Annotated in this window: 22 protein-coding genes and 1 tRNA gene; 18 read left to right on the forward strand and 5 right to left on the reverse strand. The window is 64.6% G+C overall.

What is annotated here, in order from left to right:
* Nucleotides 1–333: 333 nt before the first annotated feature.
* The gene (locus FHJ30_RS10150) at nucleotides 334–1,359 is read right to left on the reverse strand and encodes a DUF808 domain-containing protein (protein WP_139029172.1); all 1,026 of its coding nucleotides are present in this window, start codon (nucleotides 1,357–1,359) and stop codon (nucleotides 334–336) included.
* A gap of 892 nt (nucleotides 1,360–2,251) precedes the next feature.
* Here FHJ30_RS10150 and FHJ30_RS21360 point away from each other — a divergent pair.
* Together FHJ30_RS21360 and FHJ30_RS10155 are read left to right on the forward strand one after the other, a co-directional pair.
* Complete coding sequence (locus FHJ30_RS21360) at nucleotides 2,252–2,425, forward strand: hypothetical protein (protein ID WP_171058986.1); 174 nt, start codon at nucleotides 2,252–2,254, stop codon at nucleotides 2,423–2,425.
* Between the two features lie 53 nt (nucleotides 2,426–2,478).
* Complete coding sequence (locus FHJ30_RS10155) at nucleotides 2,479–2,748, forward strand: hypothetical protein (protein ID WP_171058983.1); 270 nt, start codon at nucleotides 2,479–2,481, stop codon at nucleotides 2,746–2,748.
* A gap of 523 nt (nucleotides 2,749–3,271) precedes the next feature.
* Here FHJ30_RS10155 and FHJ30_RS10160 read toward each other — a convergent pair.
* Nucleotides 3,272–3,354, reverse strand: a tRNA-Leu gene (locus tag FHJ30_RS10160).
* Nucleotides 3,355–3,524: 170 nt separating this feature from the next.
* On the opposite strand from FHJ30_RS10160, the gene FHJ30_RS10165 reads away from it, so the two are divergent.
* Both FHJ30_RS10165 and FHJ30_RS10170 read left to right on the forward strand, forming a co-directional pair.
* Nucleotides 3,525–4,829 carry a M20/M25/M40 family metallo-hydrolase gene (locus tag FHJ30_RS10165; RefSeq protein WP_139029174.1) on the forward strand — a complete coding sequence of 435 codons (1,305 nt, stop codon included), beginning with the start codon at nucleotides 3,525–3,527 and terminating at the stop codon, nucleotides 4,827–4,829.
* Between the two features lie 11 nt (nucleotides 4,830–4,840).
* Nucleotides 4,841–6,001 carry an acyl-CoA dehydrogenase family protein gene (locus FHJ30_RS10170; RefSeq protein WP_139029175.1) on the forward strand — a complete coding sequence of 387 codons (1,161 nt, stop codon included), beginning with the start codon at nucleotides 4,841–4,843 and terminating at the stop codon, nucleotides 5,999–6,001.
* Nucleotide 6,002: 1 nt separating this feature from the next.
* Here the strand turns inward: FHJ30_RS10170 and FHJ30_RS10175 are convergent, their stop codons facing one another.
* Nucleotides 6,003–6,236, reverse strand: a complete 234-nt coding sequence (locus FHJ30_RS10175; RefSeq protein WP_139029176.1) for a DUF5703 family protein — start codon at nucleotides 6,234–6,236, stop codon at nucleotides 6,003–6,005.
* A 40-nt stretch (nucleotides 6,237–6,276) separates the two neighbouring features.
* Between FHJ30_RS10175 and FHJ30_RS10180 the strand changes: the two genes are divergently transcribed.
* Entirely contained in the window at nucleotides 6,277–6,543 is a 267-nt protein-coding gene (locus FHJ30_RS10180) for a hypothetical protein (RefSeq protein ID WP_104997960.1), read from the forward strand.
* Between the two features lie 24 nt (nucleotides 6,544–6,567).
* Here the strand turns inward: FHJ30_RS10180 and FHJ30_RS10185 are convergent, their stop codons facing one another.
* Complete coding sequence (locus FHJ30_RS10185) at nucleotides 6,568–7,503, reverse strand: aldo/keto reductase (RefSeq protein WP_139029177.1); 936 nt, start codon at nucleotides 7,501–7,503, stop codon at nucleotides 6,568–6,570.
* A 52-nt stretch (nucleotides 7,504–7,555) separates the two neighbouring features.
* Between FHJ30_RS10185 and FHJ30_RS10190 the strand changes: the two genes are divergently transcribed.
* Together FHJ30_RS10190 and mshC are read left to right on the forward strand one after the other, a co-directional pair.
* On the forward strand, nucleotides 7,556–8,389 hold the full coding sequence (locus tag FHJ30_RS10190; RefSeq protein ID WP_104997962.1) for an undecaprenyl-diphosphate phosphatase: 834 nt from the start codon (nucleotides 7,556–7,558) through the stop codon (nucleotides 8,387–8,389).
* 15 nt (nucleotides 8,390–8,404) lie between these two features.
* Nucleotides 8,405–9,682 (forward strand): cysteine--1-D-myo-inosityl 2-amino-2-deoxy-alpha-D-glucopyranoside ligase, encoded by a 1,278-nt coding sequence (gene mshC / locus FHJ30_RS10195; protein WP_139029178.1) that lies wholly within the window; start codon nucleotides 8,405–8,407, stop codon nucleotides 9,680–9,682.
* A 9-nt stretch (nucleotides 9,683–9,691) separates the two neighbouring features.
* On the opposite strand, the gene FHJ30_RS10200 is transcribed toward mshC, so the two are convergent.
* Complete coding sequence (locus FHJ30_RS10200; RefSeq protein ID WP_139029179.1) at nucleotides 9,692–10,597, reverse strand: PAC2 family protein; 906 nt, start codon at nucleotides 10,595–10,597, stop codon at nucleotides 9,692–9,694.
* Between the two features lie 151 nt (nucleotides 10,598–10,748).
* On the opposite strand from FHJ30_RS10200, the gene FHJ30_RS10205 reads away from it, so the two are divergent.
* From FHJ30_RS10205 to FHJ30_RS10255, 11 genes are all read left to right on the forward strand, one after another.
* A complete protein-coding gene (locus FHJ30_RS10205; RefSeq protein WP_139029180.1) occupies nucleotides 10,749–11,492 on the forward strand; it encodes an HAD family phosphatase in 744 nt (247 codons plus the stop codon).
* Nucleotides 11,485–12,651 carry a site-2 protease family protein gene (locus tag FHJ30_RS10210; protein WP_139029181.1) on the forward strand — a complete coding sequence of 389 codons (1,167 nt, stop codon included), beginning with the start codon at nucleotides 11,485–11,487 and terminating at the stop codon, nucleotides 12,649–12,651. Before FHJ30_RS10205 ends, FHJ30_RS10210 begins: the two co-directional genes overlap by 8 nt.
* A gap of 93 nt (nucleotides 12,652–12,744) precedes the next feature.
* Nucleotides 12,745–13,812, forward strand: coding sequence for a tRNA (adenine-N1)-methyltransferase (locus tag FHJ30_RS10215; RefSeq protein ID WP_139029182.1), 1,068 nt, complete (start codon nucleotides 12,745–12,747; stop codon nucleotides 13,810–13,812).
* 82 nt (nucleotides 13,813–13,894) lie between these two features.
* Nucleotides 13,895–15,646: a proteasome ATPase gene (gene arc / locus FHJ30_RS10220; RefSeq protein ID WP_139029183.1), complete on the forward strand. Its 1,752-nt coding sequence runs from the start codon at nucleotides 13,895–13,897 to the stop codon at nucleotides 15,644–15,646.
* A complete protein-coding gene (gene dop, locus FHJ30_RS10225) occupies nucleotides 15,643–17,313 on the forward strand; it encodes a depupylase/deamidase Dop (RefSeq protein WP_139029184.1) in 1,671 nt (556 codons plus the stop codon). The genes arc and dop overlap by 4 nt, the downstream gene beginning before the upstream one ends.
* An 85-nt stretch (nucleotides 17,314–17,398) precedes the next feature.
* Nucleotides 17,399–17,602, forward strand: a complete 204-nt coding sequence (locus FHJ30_RS10230) for a ubiquitin-like protein Pup (RefSeq protein WP_104187137.1) — start codon at nucleotides 17,399–17,401, stop codon at nucleotides 17,600–17,602.
* An 80-nt stretch (nucleotides 17,603–17,682) separates the two neighbouring features.
* Entirely contained in the window at nucleotides 17,683–18,504 is an 822-nt protein-coding gene (gene prcB, locus FHJ30_RS10235; RefSeq protein ID WP_139029185.1) for a proteasome subunit beta, read from the forward strand.
* A 1-nt stretch (nucleotide 18,505) separates the two neighbouring features.
* A complete protein-coding gene (prcA, locus tag FHJ30_RS10240; protein ID WP_139029186.1) occupies nucleotides 18,506–19,216 on the forward strand; it encodes a proteasome subunit alpha in 711 nt (236 codons plus the stop codon).
* Nucleotides 19,217–19,229: 13 nt separating this feature from the next.
* A complete protein-coding gene (pafA, locus tag FHJ30_RS10245; RefSeq protein WP_139029187.1) occupies nucleotides 19,230–20,594 on the forward strand; it encodes a Pup--protein ligase in 1,365 nt (454 codons plus the stop codon).
* A 112-nt stretch (nucleotides 20,595–20,706) separates the two neighbouring features.
* Nucleotides 20,707–21,633, forward strand: coding sequence for an FKBP-type peptidyl-prolyl cis-trans isomerase (locus FHJ30_RS10250; RefSeq protein ID WP_139029188.1), 927 nt, complete (start codon nucleotides 20,707–20,709; stop codon nucleotides 21,631–21,633).
* A 100-nt stretch (nucleotides 21,634–21,733) separates the two neighbouring features.
* Entirely contained in the window at nucleotides 21,734–22,129 is a 396-nt protein-coding gene (locus FHJ30_RS10255; protein ID WP_104997974.1) for an FKBP-type peptidyl-prolyl cis-trans isomerase, read from the forward strand.
* Nucleotides 22,130–22,197 lie beyond the last annotated feature (68 nt).

Genomic DNA, 22,197 nt, shown 5'->3' on the forward strand with positions numbered 1-22,197 from the left:
TGAAGGGTGCGGCGCAGCTTTACCAGGTCCGGGGTGGAAACCCATGGCCATCGCCTGGACGTTTGGAAGACGTAGTTGCCCTGCCCGCGGGGGCGGCCCGCACTCATGATGGACGCCCCCGGCGGGGCTGTCGAGTGGGCGTGACCCTTGGCTGGATGTGCACGCCGACGGCGACGGAAACCTGGGTGGCCATGGACGGGCTCCTCTTCGAAACAAGTGAGCGGCCGTCTGCCTGACCAAATTCCAGCCTAGCAAGGCCTTCCTGTAAACGAGAAGTGTTGAGGGTTCCCTTGCACAGGGCCAACTGCCCGGAGCTGCAGTCAGACTTTAGGACTACGAGGACGAATCAGCTTCACCTTGAGCCGGTTTGGAACCGGCGGCCGCAGCCCGGACGTCGTCCACTTCGTGCGCGCTCTTCTTCTTGCCGAACGGCAGGACCTTCAGGAGCGGCCCTACTACAGCCACGACGATGAGGCCCCAAGCGAGTCCGAAGACGGCCGAACACAGGGTGTTCACGAGCCAGGCCAGGGCGCCACCCACTACAGCGATTCCGGCGAAGGGGGCCTCCAGGGCATGGACCACGTCATACGGGGCGTGCCAGCCGAGGTCGTACGCTCCCTGCAGCATGATGTGGCCGCCGACCCACAGCATTGCGACGGTCCCCACCAGGGTTATCGCGGCCAGCACGGAGGGCATCCCCTTGACGAGCAGTTCGCCGACGCGCTGGGAGCCGGCGGAGTCCTTGGCTGCCAGGTGCAGGCCGACGTCGTCCATCTTGACGATGAGCGCGACGGCCCCATAGACGAGCACCGTAATCACAAAAGCCACAAGCACCAGGATGAACGCCCGGACCCACAGGGACTCGGCTGCAACCTCGTTCATGGAGATGACCATGATTTCGCAGGACAGGATGAAGTCCGTGGTGATGGCGCCCTTGACCACTTTGGCTTCTGCCTCGGGCCCCCGTTCCACTGCGGGCTTATCCTCGTCCGCAGTGTGGTGGCCGCGGAGCTTGTGCCAGACCTTTTCGGCGCCCTCGTAGCAGAGGTAGGTCCCGCCCAGCATGAGGATGAATGGGATGGCCCCCGGAACGAAAGTGCTGATGAGCAGCAGGGCCGGCAGGATGATCAGCAGCTTGTTCCGGAGTGAGCCCCAGAAAATCCGCTTGATCATCGGCAGTTCGCGGGAGGGGTCCGTGCCGGACACGTACTGGGGAGTCACGGCAGCGTCATCAATGACCACGCCGGCAGCCTTAGCCCCCGCCTTGGCCGCCCCGGCAGCGACGTCGTCCACGGACGCGGCTGCTATTCGGGCCAAAGCTGCGACGTCGTCCAGCAGGGCAACGAGACCGCCGCTCACAGACCGCTCCCGCACCGGTTGATGATGGACTGCTGGACGTGGAGGCCTCGCTTGAGGCGCATGATCGGCATTCTTCAGATTATAACGAGTCTGCTCCGGGCAGGATCCGGTCATGGCCGAGAACCCCCAGCCAATGGCTGCTCGCCGCGGACCTTTGCCAGTTCCCTCGGGAGGCAGCGAAGTCCATTATGGGGAGTACAGAGCGCTGAGATTCGAATCGGCGGCTGCCATGATCCAGGCCCTGCTGTGCAAGTTCAACCTGCGGCACGAATGGCATCTCGAACATCCTGATGACGGGACCGTGTAAGGCCCGTCATCAGGATGAGCGTTGGTGGCGACACAGAAAAGCTCCGGTTTCGGGGCTTTCTTTGTGCGCGGAGAGGGACTTGAACCCCCATCTCGGTGTGTCGTGTCCAAGGAGAACCGCTGGATTACGGGGTTTTTGGCACTCCTTGTCCCTTCTGATGCATCCAAAATCCCAGCCAGAAGAACCCGCCGAGCGTCTGGGCATCCCCTGCGGATGGTGCGGGAAACGTACTACACAAACGCCGGGCCTCACTTGCGGCTCAATGAACACACCGTCCGCTTCACTGAAAGTCACTACGAACAGATCATCGCCATGGGCGAACGGCGGCCAACTACGGAGATTCGCACGACTTCATCGACTCAGAAGGCGGCCGAGTTGGCCGGGCTGCTGGGAAGAAAAAAGCCAGCGTAAGGGACACCTGCCGCAAGGAGGGTTACCGGCGGCCATCTTGTGCGGTCCGAGGCGCCGCGGTTCATCCTCGACGTCAGAATGCTCTTTTACGTTTCAAACACGGGTTGTTGCGGCTAGTGTGTGGGCCATCGGCTCGTGCAGCAGGGCCGCAACCTACCTCTCGGAAGGACAGCCGTGTCTGAACGGGCATTCAAGAAGCGGCCCCGGAGCGACAAGCTCGAGAAGGACAAGGACAGCCTGCACACAAACCCAAGGGATTACGCCGCCCCCGAACCGGACACGGGCGTCCGTGAACGCCGCCGCTCCGGGCAGTTCGGCTACCGGCCGGAGGACTGGCCCAGCCGATGACGACCGAAGCTTCCCGCACAGGACGAGCGCGCGCGCCACGTCGCTGGCTAAGCGTGGGGGCGATCTCCCTCATGCTGCTGGCGCTCAACACCGCCGGGGTCTTCTGGGCCGCATGGATTATTGGCGGTGGCGTGGACTCCGGCATCCCATTCTTCTACTTTCTGTCGGGCGTGACCTTTCCCCTCTTCATCACAGCCCTGGTCCTGGCCGTGATCGCCGTGGTCCGGCGTCGGGGGCGCATTCCGGGAGCCATCACATCCATCATCTCCGTCGGGGTGCTTGCCTGGGCCGTTTACAGCTTCCTGGAGAGCCAGGTCTTCTAACCCAGCAATGGACCCGTGGTCTCCGCACACATGATGGCCATGCCCGACACACTCGCGTTCCAGCGCCCTGCCGATCGTCTCCACAACAGCCGCACTGGCGACCGCGAAATTCAACCGCCTCCGCCCCGAGGTCGACGAGCTCGCCGGCTTGGACGGCCGGGAAGGCGTCATCGAAAACCTGAGGTGGCCGCAGGCAGACGCGGTGCGGAACAGCGTCGGGATGCTCCCGTATCACCACTTCGGCCATAAGGAACGGACCGGAGTGCCGGTGCCGCGGCGGAATGCAATGCTCGCTGAATGCGGGGTCCATTGGGAGGATCTCTCCACGGAGGTGCGTCAGGGCAGCTTCGTCAGCCGAAACCACGCACACGGCCTCTCCCGTTCTTACACAGCGGCGAAGGAGTGCAGAAGACTATGCAACGAACCCCCTGAAGGGCGCCGCACATTCACTCAGACGTGGTTGAACATGCATCTCGCGTGGGTGGAGACACAAAAAAGCCCCGGTTTCCCGGGGCTTTCTCTGTGCGCGGAGGGGGACTTGAACCCCCACCCCCTTTCGAGGACTAGCACCTCAAGCTAGCGCGTCTGCCATTCCGCCACCCGCGCAGGTGGTATTTCGGGGAAGCATTTGCGCCTTTCAGCGTTTCGCGCCTCTCCGAAGCAGCGAGAAAAACTCTAACACGAACTTTCACCAAACATGGAATCGGGCCAAGTGGGTAGGCTGGGGGCAGCGATTCAGCACGTTCCCAGCGCCATTTCCAAGTGAGGAGCTTTCCATGCCTGACGTCCTGCCCGAGGATGAAGTTGTCCGGATCTGCCAGGAACTTATCCGGATAGATACCTCAAACTACGGTGACGGTTCGGGGCCGGGGGAGCGGGCGGCGGCCGAGTACGCCGCAGGCCTGATCGAGGAAGCAGGCCTGGACGCGGAGATCTTCGAGTCGGCGCCGGGGCGCGCCAATGTGGTGACGCGGATGGCCGGTGAGGACCCGTCCGCGAGCGCGTTGGTGGTGCACGGCCACCTGGACGTCGTACCCGCGCTGCGGGACCAGTGGTCCGTGGACCCGTTCGGCGCCGAACTGAAGGACGGGCTCATCTGGGGCCGCGGCGCCGTCGACATGAAGGACATGGACGCCATGATCCTCGCCGTCCTGCGCAGCTTTGCCCGCACAGGCAAAAAGCCCAAGCGGGACATCATCTTCGCCTTCTTCGCGGACGAGGAAGCGGGCGGCGCCTACGGAGCCCGCTACGCGGTGGACAAGCGGCCTGAACTGTTCGAAGGCGCCACCGAAGCCATCTCCGAGGTAGGCGGCTTCTCGGCCACCATCGGAGGGCAGCGCACCTACCTGCTCCAGACCGCGGAAAAAGGCATCTCGTGGCTCCGGCTCGTGGCCCACGGCAGGGCCGGCCACGGCTCCCAGATCAGCACCGACAATGCGGTGACCCGGCTTGCCGCCGCCGTTACCAGGATCGGTGAGTACAAGTGGCCCATCGAGCTGACGACCACCACCCGGCAGTTCCTGGACGGCGTGACCGAACTCACCGGCGTGGAGTTCGACGCCGAGAATCCAGACGTCCTGCTGAGCCAGCTGGGGACGGTGGCGCGCTTTGTGGGCGCCACCCTGCAGAACACCACCAACCCCACGCTGCTCAAAGGCGGCTACAAGCACAACGTCATCCCGGAATCGGCCGAGGCACTGATCGACTGCCGGACCCTTCCCGGCCAGCAGGACCACGTCCTGGAGATCGTGCGCGAGCTGGCCGGGGCCGGCGTGGACGTCAGCTACGTCCACAACGACGTCTCGCTGGAGGTCCCGTTTGCCGGCAACCTGGTGGACTCCATGATCGACGCGCTGCACTCCGAGGATCCCGGTGCGAAGGTCCTGCCCTACACGCTCTCCGGCGGCACGGACAACAAGTCGCTGAGCCGGCTGGGCATCACAGGCTATGGTTTCGCGCCCCTGATGCTCCCCGACGACCTCGATTTCACCGGCATGTTCCACGGCGTGGACGAGCGCGTGCCTGCCGACTCCCTCAAGTTCGGTGCCCGGGTGCTGAACACCCTCCTCACCAACTACTGAGCCGGGCCGCCATGACTCCGGAGGAAATCCTGCCGGACGCGTTGCTGGAACAGATCCGCGGGCGCGCCGCCGGCTACGACAGGGACAACGCCTTCTTCCACGAGGACCTCCGGGACCTGGCCGCGGCCGGTTACCTGAAGCTTTTTGTTCCAGCGTCCGACGGCGGTGCCGGGCTTGGCCTCGAGGCGGCAGCGCAGTGCCAAAAGAGGCTGGCAACGGCCGCCCCCGCCACCGCACTGGCCCTCAACATGCACCTTGTCTGGACCGGCGTCGCGCATGTCCTCGGAGCCCGCGGCGACGACTCCCTGGACTTCGTGCTCAAGGAAGCGGCCAACGGCGAGATCTTCGCGTTCGGCAACTCGGAGGCCGGCAACGACGCCGTCCTGTTCGACTCCCGGACCTCCGCCGAACCCCTGCCCGACGGCGGCTACTCCTTCACGGGAACCAAGATCTTCACCAGCCTCTCACCTGTATGGACGAGGCTGGGTATCTTCGGGAAGGACCCTTCCGGCCGGGACGGCGAGGGCGAACTGGTCCATGGCTTCATCACGCGCCAAACGCCCGGATACCGCATCCTCGACGACTGGGACACCCTTGGGATGCGGTCCAGCCAGTCCTGCACCACCGTCCTGGACGGCGCCAGGGTTCCGTCCGGGCGGATCTTTCGCAAAATTCCCGTCGGCCCCAGCCGTGACCCCCTGATCTTCGCTATCTTTGCCTGTTTCGAGACGCTGCTGGCCGCCGTTTACACCGGGCTGGGGGAGCGGGCCCTGGCCGTCGGGGTGGAAAACGCCAGGCGCCGCACCTCGTTCAAAAACGGCGGGCGCAGCTACGCCCAGGACCCGGACATCCGCTGGAAGGTGGCCGATGCCGCCATGGCCATGGATAGCTTGTACCCCCAGTTGCGTGCGGTCACAGCTGACGTGGATTCCCTTGTGGACCATGGACCGCAGTGGTTTCCCAAGCTGGTGGGCCTGAAAGTCACCGCCACGGAAACGGCGCGGCGCGTCGTGGACCTGGCCGTCCGCGTCAGCGGCGGATCCAGCTATTTCCGGGGATCCGAACTGGAACGGCTGTACCGGGACGTACTTGCCGGCATGTTCCATCCATCCGACGACGAGTCTGCCCACAACACAGTGGCCAACGCCTGGTTGGGTCCGCTCGAGGACTGATCTAGACCGTCCTTTGGACCTGCATTACCCGGCGGCGGAGCCAAAAGCGCCGTCCTCCGCCCATGTACAGCTTGCTGCGCTCCAGCTCCCACTTGCCGTACTCGGAGTGTTCCACCAGGCGGCGCCGTGCCTCATGCAGGGAATCGACAGGACTGACGGTCAGTACGAGGTACTCGTACTGCCTCAAATAGTCCCGTTCCCGCTGGACCGAGCTGGTGAGAAATTGTTCCTTCATTTGCTCTCCATTTTCGTCCTTTTCCGGCTAACGTGAAGTCATGAGCATCGATCCGCGTGTCGCGCTTCAGTCCTTGACCACCGCTTTGGAAGAACACCTTATAGCAGCATCCAACCGCCGCGGAGATGGTGACCCCTCCGTGGAGGCAGCGTTTTTTGCAGTCGCAGACGCCTTCGAGGTTTATGAGGACGCACTCTATGAGGCTTATAACGAGGTCACGCCGCTCCAGGTGTTTGATGACGAGGACGAGGAAGACGACGAGAGCGACGTGGACGACGACGAAGACCTTGAAATCGTCCAGGAGTAGGACCGCGGACCCAGTGCAGGGGACCTAGTGCTGCGCTGACACGTCCTCCAGGGCCCGGGCAATTTCAGGCGGCAGCGGGGTGAGCTGCGCATCCACCAGTTCCTTCAGCTGGGCAGGCGTCCGTGGGCCCACGATCGCCGTGGCAACACCGTGCTGGGACAGGAGCCAGCTGAGGGCTACGTCCTGGGGTGTCCGTCCCAGGCCTTTGGCGGCCATGCAGACAGCTTCCACCGTCCGGGACGGCTGCTCCTCCAGGTACGGCTCAACGTACCCGGCCTCGGTTGCGGAGGCTGCCCTTGATCCGGACGGTATGCTGCCGCGGTACTTGCCCGTCAGTACACCGCGGCCAAGCGGTGCCCACGCCATGAGGCCCATACCGGCGTCCTCAACAGCAGGAATCAGTTCGGCTTCAGGCCTGCGCTGCAGGAACGAGTACTCCGCCTGCGCGGCCACAAGGGGGAAACCGGCGATGGCTGCCGCCTTCGCCGCCTGCCAGCCATTGAAGTTGGAAACCCCCACATACCGTGCGCGGCCGGTGCGGAGAGCGAACTCCAGAGCGGACAACGTCTCCTCCAAAGGCACATTGCGGTCCCAGGCCTGCGCGAACCAGATATCCACGTAGTCGGTGCCCAGCCTCGCGAGGCTGGCGTCAAGGCCGGTGAGCATCGCGTTGCGCGACGTGTCCACGCCGCGGCGGCCATCCGGCGTCGTCATTCCCGCTTTGGTGGAGATGGAAATCTCCGTCCGGGCCACCACGTCGCCCAGCATGGAACCGATCAACGCCTCCGAACGTCCGTCCGCGTACGAGGCAGCGGTATCGACGTGCCGGCCGCCGGCATTGAGGAAGGTGCGCAACAACTCAGAGGCGTCCTGTTCGTCCGTTTCGCCGGCCCAGGACATAGTGCCGAGGGAAAGGGCGGAAACTCGCAATCCACTGTTGCCGACGTAGCGCTGCTGCATAGCAGCAAGCTTACGGGCAGAACCGGCGCTGCCCATGACGTAGGGTCTTAGCGTGAACTGGTTTGAGGCGGCCCTGCTGGGCCTAGTGCAGGGACTGACCGAATTCCTTCCGATTTCATCGAGCGCGCATCTTCGGATTGTGGGGCAGTTCCTGCCCAATGCCGAGGATCCCGGCGCCGCTTTCACCGCCATCACCCAGCTGGGAACCGAGACGGCGGTGCTCATCTACTTCTGGCGGGACATTGTCCGGATCGTGAAGGCCTGGGCCGGTTCACTCACCGGAAAAGTCTCCCGGCAGGACCCGGATGCCCGGATGGGCTGGCTTGTCATCCTGGGCAGCCTCCCCATCGTGATCCTTGGCCTGCTGTTCCAGGACCAGATCGAATCAGTGCTCCGCAGCATGTGGATCGTGGCCACCATGCTGATTGTATTCGGCCTTATCCTGGCGGTTGCCGATGCCGTGGGCAGGCAGGAACGCGACTTGAGCCGCCTGACGTACAAGCACGGCATCCTCTACGGCTTCGCCCAGGCCATGGCCCTGATCCCCGGCGTGTCCCGGTCCGGCGGCACCATCACCGCCGGCCTCCTGATGGGCTACACCCGTGAAGCGGCTGCACGGTACTCCTTCCTGCTGGCCATTCCAGCTGTTTTCGGCAGCGGCCTCTTCCAGCTGTACAAGACGGTGTCCAAGGAAGGCATTACCGGCCCCTACGGTTTGCCGGAAACCGCCCTTGCCACCGTCATCGCCCTGGTGGTGGGCTACATCATCATCGGCTGGTTCCTGAAGTTCGTTTCCACGCGCAGTTACCGGCTGTTCGTCTGGTACCGGATCTTCCTGGGGCTGGCGCTGTACCTCCTGCTCGGTTTCAATGTCATCAGCGCCTAGCACTAGGCTTGGCGTGTGAAATCCTGGATATCCCGCCCCGTTCCCGACGTGCCCGGAAGCATGCCCGCGCTCCGGCTGTTCGACACCGCTTTGGGGCGCGAGGTCGTCCTGGAAGACGAGGGACGCCCCTCGATGTATGTCTGCGGCATCACGCCGTACGACGCCACCCACATGGGGCACGCCGCCAGCTACGTGGCGTTTGACCTCCTGAACCGGGCCTGGCGGGACGCCGGCCACGAGGTCGACTACGTACAGAACGTCACCGACGTCGACGATCCGCTCCTGGAACGGGCCACGGCCACCGGTGTTGACTGGCAGGAGCTCGCCGCCAGCCAGATTGAGCTCTTCCAGACGGATATGGAAGCACTCAACGTCCTCGCTCCGGACCACTACGTGGGCGCGGTGGAATCCATCGGCCTGATAGTTCCGGAGGTGGAACGCCTTGTCAGCCTGGGGCTGGCGTACAAGGTGCAGGGCACCAACGGCGAGCCTGACGGAGATGTCTATTACGACGTCGAAGCGGCCGGCAAGCAGTCCGTCGCACCGGACGCGTGGACACTTGGATGCATCTCCGGGCTGGCCGAGAGCGAAATGCTTGAGCTGTTCGCGGAACGCGGCGGCGACCCCGGACGGGCAGGAAAGCGGCAGGCACTTGATCCGCTGCTGTGGCGGGTGGAACGCGAAGGTGAGCCGAGCTGGCCTGGCGGCAGCCTGGGCGCCGGCAGGCCCGGCTGGCACATTGAGTGCACGGTGATCGCACAAAAATACCTGCCCTCGCCGTTCACCGTTCAGGGCGGCGGCTCGGACCTGATCTTCCCGCACCACGAGATGGGTGCCGGCCACGCCTATTCACTTGCCGGCGTTCCGCTCGCCCGGCACTACGCCCACGCGGGCATGGTGGGCCTGGACGGCGAGAAAATGAGCAAGTCCAAAGGCAACCTGGTGCTCGTGTCGAAACTCCGGGCAGCGGGGGAGGACCCCGCCGCCATCCGCCTCGGCATCCTTGCCCACCATTACCGCTCCGACTGGTCCTGGACGGAAGATGGATTCCAGGACGCAAAGTCGGCCCTGGCCGCGTGGCACAGTGCGCTGGCCCACGCTCCCGAGGGGTCTGCCCTCCCGCTTATCGCAGAGATGCGGGCAGCCCTGGCCGCCGACCTGGATGCCCCGGCTGCCGTCGCGGCAGTATCCCGCTGGGCGGAGTTGGCCAACAACGCCGCCGGGCCGGCAAGTCCTGCGGACCAGGCCATGGTCAAGGCCGCGGTGGACGCCCTGCTTGGTGTGGTTCTCTAGGTCACCCGCTCAGGGGCGGTCCTGGCCCCGCCGCTTGAGATAGCGCTCAAACTCGCGGGCAATTGATTCACCGGTAGCTTCGGGAAGGTCCGCCGTGTCCTTGGCTTCCTCCAGCTGGCGGACATACGCGGCGATTTCGGGATCTTCCGTGGCGAGTTCGTCCACTCCCCGTTCCCAGGCGTCTGCCTCCTCTGCCAGCTCGTGGGTGTCCAGCGGCACCTGAAGCAGCTCCTCGATGCGGTGCAGGAGCGCCAGCTGCGCTTTCGGCGACGGCGCCTGGGCCACATAGTGGGGGACTGCCGCCCAGAGCGAGACGGTTGGGAGTCCCGCCAGCAGGGCCACCTCCGAGAGCACGCCAACGATTCCCACCGGGCCTTCATACTGCGAAGCTTCCAGGTTCATGCGCTCCCGCAGCGGGGCGTCATCAGAAGAGGTGCTGACCGGAATGGGCCTGCTGTGCGGAACATCCGCCAGCAGCGCCCCGACCAGGACAACATAGTCAACATTCAGCGCCTCGGCGTGCACCAGGAGCTCCGCGGTGTAGGCACGCCACTTGTAGGACGGCTCGGTCCCCTGGACAAAAATGACGTCCACGTTCGAATCCGGCGCGCTGGCCTTGTAAATCCGCGTTGAGGGCCACTTGATTTTGCGTTCACCGGCAGCATTACGGCGGACGGTAGGCCGCGTGAACTGGAAGTCGTAATACTCGTCCGCGTCTATGGACGCGACCTTCTTGCCGCCCCACAGTTTGTTCAGGTAGCGCAACGAGTCACTCGCCGCTTCCCCGGCGTCGTTCCAGCCTTCAAAGGCGGCAAGCATCACTGTCACGCGCTGTCCGTCAGCGACCGGCTGCAGGAACCGCTCCTGTTCGGGTCCGGCACCCGGTTCGGCGGTGTCTCCCTCGAAGCTATTCATTTCTTCACCCTACGTCCAAGGACCACGGCTGTGCATTGAATGAAGCGCCGCAAAATCCCCCAAAAGCAGGGTGGACAGCGTGAAGGAGTCCAATATTCGCCGAAGGCGTAGCCGTCAGCCCGCGTTCAGGCTGTCCCCGTAGACTGGGGGCATGCGATTGCCAGCCGACAGTTCCCCGCTCAAAGCCGTCCTATGGGACATGGACGGGACGATTGTTGACACGGAGCCCTACTGGATTGCTGCCGAGCATGCACTGGTGGAAGCCCACGGCGGAACCTGGTCCCACGAGCAGGCCATGCAGTTGGTGGGACAGTCGTTGACCTTTTCCGCGGGCATCCTGCAGGAGGCCGGCGTCGACCTTGAAATACGCGAGATCATTGACACCCTGACCGGGGCCGTCATCAGCAGCGTGCAACGCCAGGTGCCGTGGCGGCCGGGTGCGCGCGAACTCCTCGAAGAACTTCACCTTGCGGGGGTGCGCTGCGCCCTGGTCACCATGTCCGAGGGCCCGCTGGCCCGCCAGGTAGTGGCCAGCCTTCCGCGGCCCTACTTCGAAGTCCTCGTAACCGGAGACACTGTCGCCCAGGGCAAGCCGCACCCGGAGGCGTACCTGACCGCCGTCGAATGGCTTCAGGACTCGGACCCGGACCTTGCCATCCACCACTGCGTCGCCCTGGAGGACTCAGGGCCGGGTGTGGCGGCTGCCGTGGCGTCCGGCGTGGCAACCGTCGCCATCCCGCACATCGTCCCGTTTCCCGAGGATGACCGCTACACCCTCTGGGACTCCCTGTCCGGCCGCTCGGTAACGGACCTTGAATCCCTGGTGCTCGCCGGTCCTGCCTCCAACGGGTTTGTCCCCGCGTCAGCACGTCCGCTGGGGATCTCCGGTGGCTGAAACCGGTGCGCCGAGCCGGCGCGAGGGCATCCCGCTGGGGAGGATTGCCGGCGTGCCGGTGGTGCTCGCGTATTCGTGGTTTGTCATCGCCGCCTTCACGGTGATCGTGTATGGCCCCGTCCTGGGTCAGGAGAACCCGGCGCTCGGCGCCAGCGCGTACATCGTGGCGTTCGCCTACGCCGTCCTGCTCCTTATCTCAGTCCTGGTCCACGAGCTCGCCCACGCCCTGACCGCGAGAATCTACGGCTGGCCGACGCAAAAGATCGTGCTCAACCTCTGGGGCGGGCACACCCAGTTCGAGAGCTTTACCGCCACGCCGGGACGGTCGGTTCTGGTGGCACTTGCCGGGCCCGCCGCGAACTTCGTCCTGGCCGCCGGCGCCTGGCTGGTGCTCGGCACGGCGCCCCTCGGCAGCGTTGCCGAAATCCTCACCAACATCTTCATGTGGGCGAACTTCCTGATTGCCGTGTTCAACGTGCTCCCGGGACTTCCCCTTGACGGAGGGCGCCTGGTCGAATCCGCCGTATGGAAAGTAACCGGAAGCCAGGCAAAGGGCACTGTTGCCGCTGGCTGGGGCGGCCGCATCATAGTCGTCGCCATCTGTTACTGGTTTATTGCCCGGCCGCTGCTGGCCGGAGCGTCCCCGGACTTCAGCCTGCTGATGATCACGGTCCTGGTAGGCAGCTTCCTTTGGATGGGGGCCTCGGCTTCCATCCAGCAGGGAACCCTCCGCGGGCGGCTCCACCTTGTCAGCGCCGCAGGCCTTTCGACGCCGGCCACGGGGCTGCCCGCCACAGCAACCGTGGAGGAAGCCCTCCGGCATGATGGTGCGGGCGCGTCATGCCTGGTGGTCTGCGGGCCGGATGGCCGGCCGGAGGGAGTTGTGGATGCCGCCGCCCTGTCCTCGGTTCCTGCACACGCCGCCGCGTCAACCCCCATCACGGCTGTTTCCTTCGCCCTGGCACCAGGGGCCTACGTTCCTGAGTGGTCGAAGGGGCAGGAGCTGCTCCAGTTCCTGTCCCAGCTCGAAGGGCGGCACTACGCTGTGGTGGACCACAATGGCAAGGTGACCGGACTTCTTTCCCAGGACGCAGTCCTGGCTGCCATCACCGGAAAACCCCGGCGGCCGGATACACGCCGGCAGGGCCAAAACCGGTAGAGTTACCTGCCGGCCGGTGCATTGCCGCCGTCGAAGCCGGATTGTCTGCAACGGGACATCCAGGCGCCGTGTTTTACAGGAGTGAGGAAATTCATGAGCAGCGAAACTGCCGTCAACGAGGCCACAGCAGCCTCCGGCCAGTCCGGAACTGCCGCCGGCGGCCCGCAGCCCGTGGGCGCCGCCCGCCGTCGTGGTCCCTTCCGCGAAGGCGAGCGTGTCCAGTTGACCGACGAGCGCGGCCGCATGAACACCATCACTCTTGAGAGCGGCGGAGCGTTCCACACGCACCGGGGCTTCCTGAACCACGATGACATCATCGGCAAGGTGGACGGCTCGGTGGTTGTCAACAACGTTGGCCAGCAGTACCAAACCCTGCGCCCCCTGCTCTCCGACTTCGTCCTGTCCATGCCGCGCGGAGCCGCAGTGGTGTATCCCAAGGACGCCGGACAGATCGTGACGATGGCCGATATCTTCCCCGGTGCCCGCGTCGTGGAAGCGGGCGTGGGCTCCGGCGCCCTGTCAATCTCCCTGCTCCGCGCGGTCGGCGACCAAGGGTACCTCCACTCTTTCGAGCGCCGCGAGGAATTCGCGGACATCGCCCGCGGCAACGTCGAGACGATTTTCGGCGGGCCGCACCCCGCGTGGCAGATCTCCCTGGGCGACTTCCAGGACGAGGTTGTCCGGAGCGAGGCGCCGGGTTCCGTGGACCGGGTGGTCCTGGACATGCTGGCTCCCTGGGAATGCCTGGATGCGGTGGCCACCGTCCTGGCACCCGGCGGCGTCTGGATCAACTACGTGGCCACCGTTACCCAGCTTTCGCGCACTGCCGAAGCCATTCGGGCGGACGGCCGCTTCACTGAACCCGATGCGTGGGAATCCCTCGTGCGGGGCTGGCACCTCGAAGGACTCGCCGTCCGGCCGGACCACCGGATGGTGGCGCATACGGGATTTCTGCTGGTCACCCGGCGCCTCGCCGACGGCGTTACCGGCATCTCCGTAAAGCGACGCCCCTCCAAAACCGACTTCAACGAAGAGGACGTCAACGCCTGGACGCCGGGCGCGGTGGGGGAACGGCAGGTCTCCGACAAGAAGCTCCGGCGAGCCGCGCGGGACGCCATCGCCGGAACGAACGTCAAGGATGAGCCCGAGGTCACGAAGTAGTCCATATTTCGGGAGTCGCCATCCCTACCTGCCGTGTTGGGGCTAATGTCTTAATAGAAGCGCAGGAAGGGGCTGATACATCATGGAGACGCCAAACCAGGACTCCGGACGTACACCGGCAGAGCAGTCTGCCGCCAATGACCTCTCGGTTGCCGACCGCCAGGTCAACATCCTCCGGGACAAGCTCAGGCATATTGACCGCCAGTTGGCTGCGGCAACGCAGAACAACACCAAGCTGGTCAGCATGCTTGAAACCGCGAAGGCCGAGATCCTCCGGCTGAAAAACGCGTTGGACCAGGAGGGGCAGCCGCCCTACAGCTTCGGTACCATCCTCCAGTTGAATCCCAAGCGGCAGCCCTCACCGGGCAGCAGCGGACAGGCGGCAACCGAGGAGTCGGTGGACATCTTCAACGCCGGGCGGAAAATGCGCGTGGGCATCAGCCCCCTGGTGAACATCAACCAGCTGGCCGTGGGCCAGGAGGTCCTGCTCAACGAGGCCCTCCTTGTGGTTGCCGGACTGGGATACGAGCGGGCCGGCGAGCTGGCCACGCTCAAGGAAATGCTCGGTGCCGACCGCGCCCTGGTGGTGGGGCGTGCGGATGAGGAGCGGGTTGTCCGGCTTTCCGGAGCGCTCCTGGCCGAAAAGCTCCGCGTGGGCGATGCCCTGTCGGTTGACTCAAGGACCGGCTACGCGCTCGAAAAGGTGCCCCGCTCCGAGGTGGAAAACCTCGTGCTGGAAGAAGTTCCTGACATCACCTACGAGGACATTGGCGGCCTTGGGCCCCAGATCGAGCAGATCCGGGACGCCGTCGAACTGCCGTTCCTCCACCCCGACCTCTACCGGGAGCACGGCCTCAAGGCTCCCAAGGGGATCCTGCTGTACGGTCCTCCCGGCTGCGGTAAGACGCTCATTGCCAAGGCCGTGGCCAATTCCCTGGCCGCCCGCGCCGCGGAGCGTTCGGGCAACGTTGACCTGAAGAGCTATTTCCTCAACATCAAAGGGCCGGAACTCCTCGACAAGTACGTCGGCGAGACCGAGCGCCACATCCGGCTGATTTTCTCCAGGGCACGCGAAAAGGCCTCCGACGGCAGCCCGGTAGTGGTGTTTTTCGACGAAATGGACTCCCTCTTCCGTACCCGCGGCACCGGGATTTCGTCCGACGTCGAAACAACCATCGTGCCGCAGCTGCTCAGCGAGATCGACGGGGTGGAGCGGCTGGACAACGTGATCGTCATCGGCGCGTCAAACCGTGAGGACATGATCGATCCGGCGATCCTCCGGCCGGGCCGGCTTGACGTCAAGGTCAAGATCAACCGTCCGGATGCGGAGGCTGCCGCCGACATTTTCAACAAGTACATCACTCCGGACCTGCCGTTCCATGAAACGGACCTCGCTGAGCACGACGGCGATGTCCAGGCCACGGTGGACGCCATGGTCCAGCGCACGGTCGAGGCCATGTACTCCACGGACAAGTCCAACGAGTTCCTGGAGGTCACCTACGCCAACGGCGACACGGAAATGCTCTACTTCAAGGACTTCAACTCCGGTGCCGTGGTGCAAAACGTTGTGGACCGGGCCAAGAAGTATGCCATCAAGGACCTCCTCACGACGCACCAGAAGGGCCTTAGGATCGAGCACCTGCTGCGCGCCGTCGTGGACGAATTCCGCGAGCACGAGGATATGCCCAACACCACCAACCCGGATGACTGGGCTCGGATCTCGGGCAAGAAGGGCGAGCGGATCACATACATCCGCACCATCGTCCAAGGCAAGGCAGGCCAGGAACCCGGCAAGTCGATCGAAACCATGCCGACCACAGGGCAGTATCTATGACGGCTGCACCGGAACCCGCGGCCGGGGGAACCCTGCCGGCCGGCGGGGCCATGCGGGTGATGGGGGCGGAAACCGAATACGGCATACATGCTCCCTCCGCCCCTACTGCCAATGCCACCATGATGAGCGCCAGGGTGGTCCAGGCGTATGCGCAGGTAACCCGGCAGCGTGCCGCCGGTGGAGCGGAGACCCGCTGGGACTATACGGATGAGGAGCCGCTGCACGATGCCCGCGGCTGGACAGTGGACCGCGGCTCAGCCCATCCGAGCCAGCTCACCGACCAGCCGCCGGTGCTTGACGCGGAGACGGTGGCACTGGCTTACGGGCGCGAGGAGCTGGAGCTCGACGGGCAGGACGAGTCCGGAACGCTGCTGATGAACATGGTCCTCGGCAACGGCGCGCGGCTGTACGTGGACCACGCCCACCCCGAGTACTCCAGTCCGGAGGTGACCAGCCCCCGCGACGCCGTTAAGTGGGACGCCGCCGGAGACCTGGTGGCGCTGGCCACGGTGCGCCGGCTGGCAGCAGATCCAAGCCTTCCCCCCGTCAACCTCTACAAGAACAACACGGACAACAAGTCGGTGTCCTACGGCTCGCACGAGAACTACCTCATGCCGCGTTCCGTCCCCTTCGGCGACATTGTGCGGGGCCTGACGCCCTTCTTCGTGAGCCGCCAAATCCTCTGCGGATCCGGGCGGGTGGGAATCGGCCAGGACAGCTCGACCCCGGGGTACCAGATCAGCCAACGTGCCGATTTCTTCGAAGCGGAAGTGGGCCTGGAAACCACCATCCGCCGGCCCATCATCAACACCAGGGACGAGCCGCACGCGACGGCGGACAAGTACCGGCGCCTGCACGTCATCATCGGCGATGCAAACCTCAGCCAGGTTTCCAACTACCTGAAGTTCGGAACCACTGCCATGGTCCTCAGCCTCATTGAGGCGGGCCTCGCTCCGAAAATCGAAGTGTATGAGCCGGTGTCCGCGCTCCAGGCGGTCAGCCACGATACGACGCTCACCGCAAAGCTGCGGCTGCTGGACGGCAGGCGGGTCACGGCCCTCGACCTCCAGTGGATGTACCACGAGGCTGCTGCCAAGCTGGCCCAGGACACCGGAGTCGGGGACGCAGTGGACGGGGACGGCCACACGCACGAAGTCCTGGAGCGTTGGGCTACCGTCCTGACCCAGCTCGACAACGACCGGGCCGCGGCTGCTTCCTCGGTTGAGTGGCTTGCCAAACTGTCGCTGCTCGACGGATACCGTGAACGCGACGGGCTGGAGTGGAACGACGCCAGGCTCGGCCTCGTCGACCTCCAGTGGGCTGACATCAGGCCCGAAAAGGGGCTCTACTACAGGTTCCTCGCCCGGGGCAGGATGCAAAGAATCCTTGAAGACGATGCTATTGCCGCGGCCGTCACTGAGCCGCCCGCCGATACCCGCGCGTACTTCAGGGGCAAGTGCATCAGCAGCTTCGGCAAGGACGTCGTGGGCGCCAGTTGGGACTCCGTCATCTTCGATGTCCCGGGATACGGCCGGCTGCAGCGGGTGCCCACCAGGGAACCGCTCCGGGGAACCAAAGCCCTTACCGGAGCGTTGTTTGAACGCTACCGGGACGCGGGCCCGTTCCTCGCGGAGCTTCTGGGACACAACGCTCCGCCTGCGGCGTAAACCGCCCCGGTTGGCCCACACCGTGGCAGGATGGGCATATCGGAGGATCCGCCGGATCCGAAGACGGATATAAGGAGGGGTAGCAATGGCAGGCCAGGAGCAGCAGCAGCCGCAGTCACGCGACAGCCAGGTCGAAGAGGACATTCCCGAGGCGCCTCCCGCACCGCCTGAGGCGCAGGCCTCGGCATCAACGGAAGGCGTGGACGACCTCCTCGACGAGATCGACGGCGTCCTCGAATCCAATGCGGAAGAATTTGTCCGGGCGTTCGTCCAAAAGGGCGGTCAGTAACCCGGACCGGAGGCTGGCGGAAGCCGCGGACGGCCCGAATCTGTACCGACGTTGAAGTACCACGTTCAAGGAGTGCATGAGTGCAGGAATCAACCGCCAACCAGGTAGCCGCCAACGCCACCTCATCGTTCACCGAACACCTGCAGCGGGACCGGCCCGAACTTCTGCCCTACAACCGGTCCCTCCAGGCAGGCGCGCCCGCCGCCGCCCCGTTGCAGGTTCCGCATGCCACCACGATCGTGGCGATGAGCTATGACGGCGGTGTCCTGATGGCGGGGGACCGGCGGGCCACCATGGGCAATGTCATAGCCAGCCGGCACATCGAAAAGGTGTTTCCTGCCGACCGCTACTCCGTCCTGGGGATCGCGGGGACCGCCGGCATCGCGATTGACCTCACCAGGTTGTTCCAGGTGGAACTCGAGCACTACGAGAAGATCGAGGGCACGCTCCTCAGCCTTGAAGGCAAGGCAAACCGGCTTGGCGCCATGATCAGGGGAAACCTCCCGCTGGCACTGCAGGGACTCGCAGTGGTGCCGCTCTTCGCCGGGTTCGATACCAGCGCCGGTGTGGGCCGGCTGTTTTCCTACGATGTCACCGGCGGCCGCTACGAGGAACGTGAGCACCACACGGTGGGATCCGGATCCGTCTTTGCACGCGGCGCCCTGAAGAAGCTCTGGCGGCCTAACCTTACGGCGGCAGAAGCCACCGCCGTCGCGGTTGAATCCCTTTACGACGCCGCCGATGACGACTCGGCCACCGGTGGTCCTGACACAGTGAGGCAACTCTGGCCCGTCATCTACACCGTGGACAGCTCAGGGGCCCGGCGGGTTCCGGACAGCGAGCTGGCAGCTGCTTCGAGGAACGTCATCGAAGCCCGCACCATCGCTGGACGGGAGGCCTAAGATGACGCAGCAGTTCTACGTATCACCCGAGCAGCTGATGAAGGACCGTGCGGACTTCGCACGGAAGGGCATCGCCCGCGGCAGGTCGGTCGTCGTCGTGAGCTGCGAGGACGGCATCGCGCTTGTTGCGGAAAACCCCTCCCCGTCCCTCCACAAAATCGGTGAGATCTACGACAAAATCGCCTTCGCCGCCGTCGGCAAGTACAACGAGTTTGAAAGCCTCCGCCAGGCCGGGGTCCGCTACGCCGATGTGCGCGGATACTCCTACGACCGCGAGGACGTGACGGCCAGGGGACTGGCCAGCGTCTACGCGCAGAGCCTTGGCGCGGTGTTCACCGCCGAACAGAAGCCCTTCGAGGTGGAGCTTGCCGTGGCGGAGGTTGGCCCCACCCAGGCGGAGGACCACCTGTACCGGCTGACCTTCGATGGATCAATTGCAGACGAACACTCCTTTGTTGTGATGGGCGGCCAAGCAGATAAAGTCTCGTCCATAATCGGCCAGGGCTGGCGCAGCTCGCTGAGCTTCGCAGACGCTGTGCGCCTGGCCATGGCGGGACTGGTTCCGCCGGCCGAGGGGGAGGAACCGGCGAAGGCACTGCCGGCTGGAGCGCTGGAGGTAGCGGTCCTGGACCGGCAGTCGGAAAGCAGCCGCGGATCAAGGCGTGCGTTCCGCCGGCTCACTGACGCAGAGATCACTGCATTGCTGGCCTAGGAGGACAGGACAGATGGACAAGAGAATTTTCGGTATCGAAACCGAATTCGGCATCTCGTATTCGAGCCCCGACTCGAGGCCCCTTGCTCCCGAGGAGGTGGCCCGGTACCTCTTCCGGAAAGTCGTTAGCTGGGGGCGTTCCTCCAATGTCTTCCTGACCAACGGCTCACGGCTCTACCTCGATGTGGGGTCACACCCGGAATACGCCACCGCAGAGTGTGATGACCTGGCGCAGCTCATTGCCCATGACCGCGCGGGGGAGCTCATCCTTGATGACCTTGTGGACGAGGCACAGGCCCGCTTGGCGGCCGAAGGGTTCAACGGAACGGTATACCTGTTCAAAAACAACACGGACTCGGCCGGAAACTCGTACGGCAGCCACGAAAACTACCTGATTCCCCGCCGCGGCGAGTTCTCGCGGCTGGCGGAAATCCTGATCCCGTTCCTGGTCACCCGCCAGCTGATTGCGGGCGCCGGCAAGATCCTCAAGACGCCACATGGGGCAACGTATGCCTTCTCGCAGCGGGCTGACCATATCTGGGAGGGCGTGTCCTCAGCCACCACCAGGTCCCGCCCCATCATCAACACCCGCGACGAGCCGCACGCGGACGCGGAATTCTATCGTCGCCTCCACGTCATCGTGGGGGACTCGAACATGTCCGAAGCCACGGCCATGATGAAGATCGGCACCGTGGACCTGGTGCTGCGGATGATCGAGGCCGGGGTGATCATGCGGGATATGCGCATGGAGAACCCCATCCGAAGCATCCGTGAAATTTCCCACGACCTCAGCGGCCGCGCACTGGTCCGCCTGGCGAACGGCCGCCAGCTCACCGCACTCGAAATCCAGCAGGAATACCTGACCAAAGTCACGGCCTTCGTCAAGGAGCACGGGGCCCATAACCCCCACGTCCCGCTGATCCTGGACCTCTGGGAACGCACCCTCAAGTCCATCGAAAGCGGCGACTTCCGCAGCATCGACACCGAAATCGACTGGGCCATCAAGAAGAAGCTCATGGACAACTACCGTGAGCGCCATGGACTGGGCCTGGACGCGCCGCGGATTGCCCAGCTGGACCTGACGTACCACGACATCTCCCGCAGCCGAGGCCTTTACTACCTGCTTCAGTCCCGTGGTGCTGTCCGCCGCATTGTTGATGACACAGTTATCAAGGACGCCGTGGACGTCCCGCCCCAGACAACCCGGGCAAAGCTGCGCGGGGACTTCGTGCGGCGAGCCCAGGAACTGGGCCGGGACTACACCGTGGACTGGGTGCACCTGAAGCTGAACGACCGGGCACACCAGACCATCCTGTGCAAGGATCCCTTCCGCAGCGTTGATGAGCGTGTGGATGCGCTGCTTGACTCTATGGGCTGACACCCAGCTTCAGGGGCTATTCTGGATAGGGCCCTTTATCAGGGCCCGGCGCGATGCCTGCCGTTGCCATGCGGAACATCGCATCCATCCTGCCCCGACGAAAGTTTTCTACGTGCGCCGACTACTAGCAATCCTTCTTCCCGGCCTGCTGCTGCTGACCGCCTGCGGCGGGTCAACCGCAGAGCCGGAACCCACCAGCGTATCCGCCGGTGAGACTGCCAAGTTCGACTCCCTCAAACTGACCGACAACGGGGACAAGAAAGCTCCCGGTGTTGAATTCACCAAGCCGTTGGAAGTGGCAGAACCCACCATCAAGGTGATCACCGAGGGCAGCGGCGAAACGGTCAAGGCCAACCAGGTCGCCAACATCTCCATCCTCGCCCTGAACGGCACTGACGGCACTACGCTCGAGGACACGTTCCCGGGTGAACCGGAACCGCTTGAGCTGAACGAGGAGCTGAAAACCGGCAGCGAGGTCATCTACAACGCATTCGTCGGGTCGAAGGTGGGCTCCAGCCTGGCACTGGCTGTTCCCGGCCAGGCGGCATCAGCCGGAGCCGAAGCCCAGCCCACCCAGCTCCTGGTCATCAAGGTGCTGTCCGCGGAGGATGTTGCGCCGGTCCTGGAAAAGCCCGAGGGCGAGACCGTGACCCCGCCGGCAGGATTGCCCACCGTCACCGAAAAGGACGGCATCCCCGAGATCAACGTCGAAGGCGTAGCCGCTCCCACAGCCTTGGTGTCCCAGGACCTCATAAAGGGCACCGGCGCCACCGTGAAGGAATCCGACACCCTGACCGTCAACTACGTGGGCGTTACCCTCGTTGGCGGTACCAAGTTCGATTCAAGCTTCGACCGGGGCGAACCCGCAAGCTTTCCGCTGACCGGCGTCATCAAGGGTTGGACCCAGGGCCTTGCCGGCAAGACCGTTGGTTCCCGCGTCCTCCTGGTCATCCCCAAGGATCTTGCCTACGGAGACGCCGGACAGGGCGAGGCCAAGGGGGACCTCGTCTTCGTAGTGGACATCCTCGGGGCGAAGTAGCAACACTTACAGTCGGGCCGCCGCTTCGCCGGCGGCATCGATCAGCAGCACCCCACGTGAGCAGCAAGACACGAGCAGCACTGACCCTAAAGGAGTAACCATGTCATTTGGCCAACGTGATTTCGACCGCCAGAAGCCCGAGATCGACTTCCCGGAGGGCGACGTCCCCACGGAACTGGTCATTACCGACCTCATTGAGGGCGACGGGCGGGAAGCCAAAGCCGGCGACACCGTTTCCACCCACTACGTGGGCGTTGCCTGGTCAACGGGTGAAGAGTTCGACGCCTCGTGGGGCCGCGGGGCGCCGCTCGACTTCCGCGTAGGCGTCGGCCAGGTCATCCAGGGCTGGGACCAGGGCCTGCTCGGCATGAAGGTGGGCGGCCGCCGTCGACTCGAGATCCCCTCGGAGCTGGCGTACGGTTCGCGCGGCGCCGGCGGAGCCATCGCCCCGAATGAAGCCCTGATCTTCGTCGTGGACCTCGTCGGGGTCCGCTGACCGGAACCAGCCGGTAAGCGGCACCCTCCACCGCCGGGAGCGCGGCAGGACCAGGAAGTGAACACCTG

Source organism: Arthrobacter sp. BB-1 (genome assembly GCF_006151685.1).
Lineage (GTDB): Bacteria > Actinomycetota > Actinomycetes > Actinomycetales > Micrococcaceae > Arthrobacter.

Coding starts and splice junctions, on each gene's coding strand:
- FHJ30_RS10165 (WP_139029174.1), top strand. CDS start 3,525: ATGCCTGACGTCCTGCCCGAGGATGAAGTTGTCCGGATCTGCCAGGAA.
- FHJ30_RS10170 (WP_139029175.1), top strand. CDS start 4,841: ATGACTCCGGAGGAAATCCTGCCGGACGCGTTGCTGGAACAGATCCGC.
- FHJ30_RS10175 (WP_139029176.1), bottom strand. CDS start 6,236: ATGAAGGAACAATTTCTCACCAGCTCGGTCCAGCGGGAACGGGACTAT.
- FHJ30_RS10180 (WP_104997960.1), top strand. CDS start 6,277: ATGAGCATCGATCCGCGTGTCGCGCTTCAGTCCTTGACCACCGCTTTG.
- FHJ30_RS10185 (WP_139029177.1), bottom strand. CDS start 7,503: ATGCAGCAGCGCTACGTCGGCAACAGTGGATTGCGAGTTTCCGCCCTT.
- FHJ30_RS10200 (WP_139029179.1), bottom strand. CDS start 10,597: ATGAATAGCTTCGAGGGAGACACCGCCGAACCGGGTGCCGGACCCGAA.
- FHJ30_RS10205 (WP_139029180.1), top strand. CDS start 10,749: ATGCGATTGCCAGCCGACAGTTCCCCGCTCAAAGCCGTCCTATGGGAC.
- FHJ30_RS10215 (WP_139029182.1), top strand. CDS start 12,745: ATGAGCAGCGAAACTGCCGTCAACGAGGCCACAGCAGCCTCCGGCCAG.
- arc (WP_139029183.1), top strand. CDS start 13,895: ATGGAGACGCCAAACCAGGACTCCGGACGTACACCGGCAGAGCAGTCT.
- dop (WP_139029184.1), top strand. CDS start 15,643: ATGACGGCTGCACCGGAACCCGCGGCCGGGGGAACCCTGCCGGCCGGC.
- FHJ30_RS10230 (WP_104187137.1), top strand. CDS start 17,399: ATGGCAGGCCAGGAGCAGCAGCAGCCGCAGTCACGCGACAGCCAGGTC.
- prcA (WP_139029186.1), top strand. CDS start 18,506: ATGACGCAGCAGTTCTACGTATCACCCGAGCAGCTGATGAAGGACCGT.
- pafA (WP_139029187.1), top strand. CDS start 19,230: ATGGACAAGAGAATTTTCGGTATCGAAACCGAATTCGGCATCTCGTAT.
- FHJ30_RS10255 (WP_104997974.1), top strand. CDS start 21,734: ATGTCATTTGGCCAACGTGATTTCGACCGCCAGAAGCCCGAGATCGAC.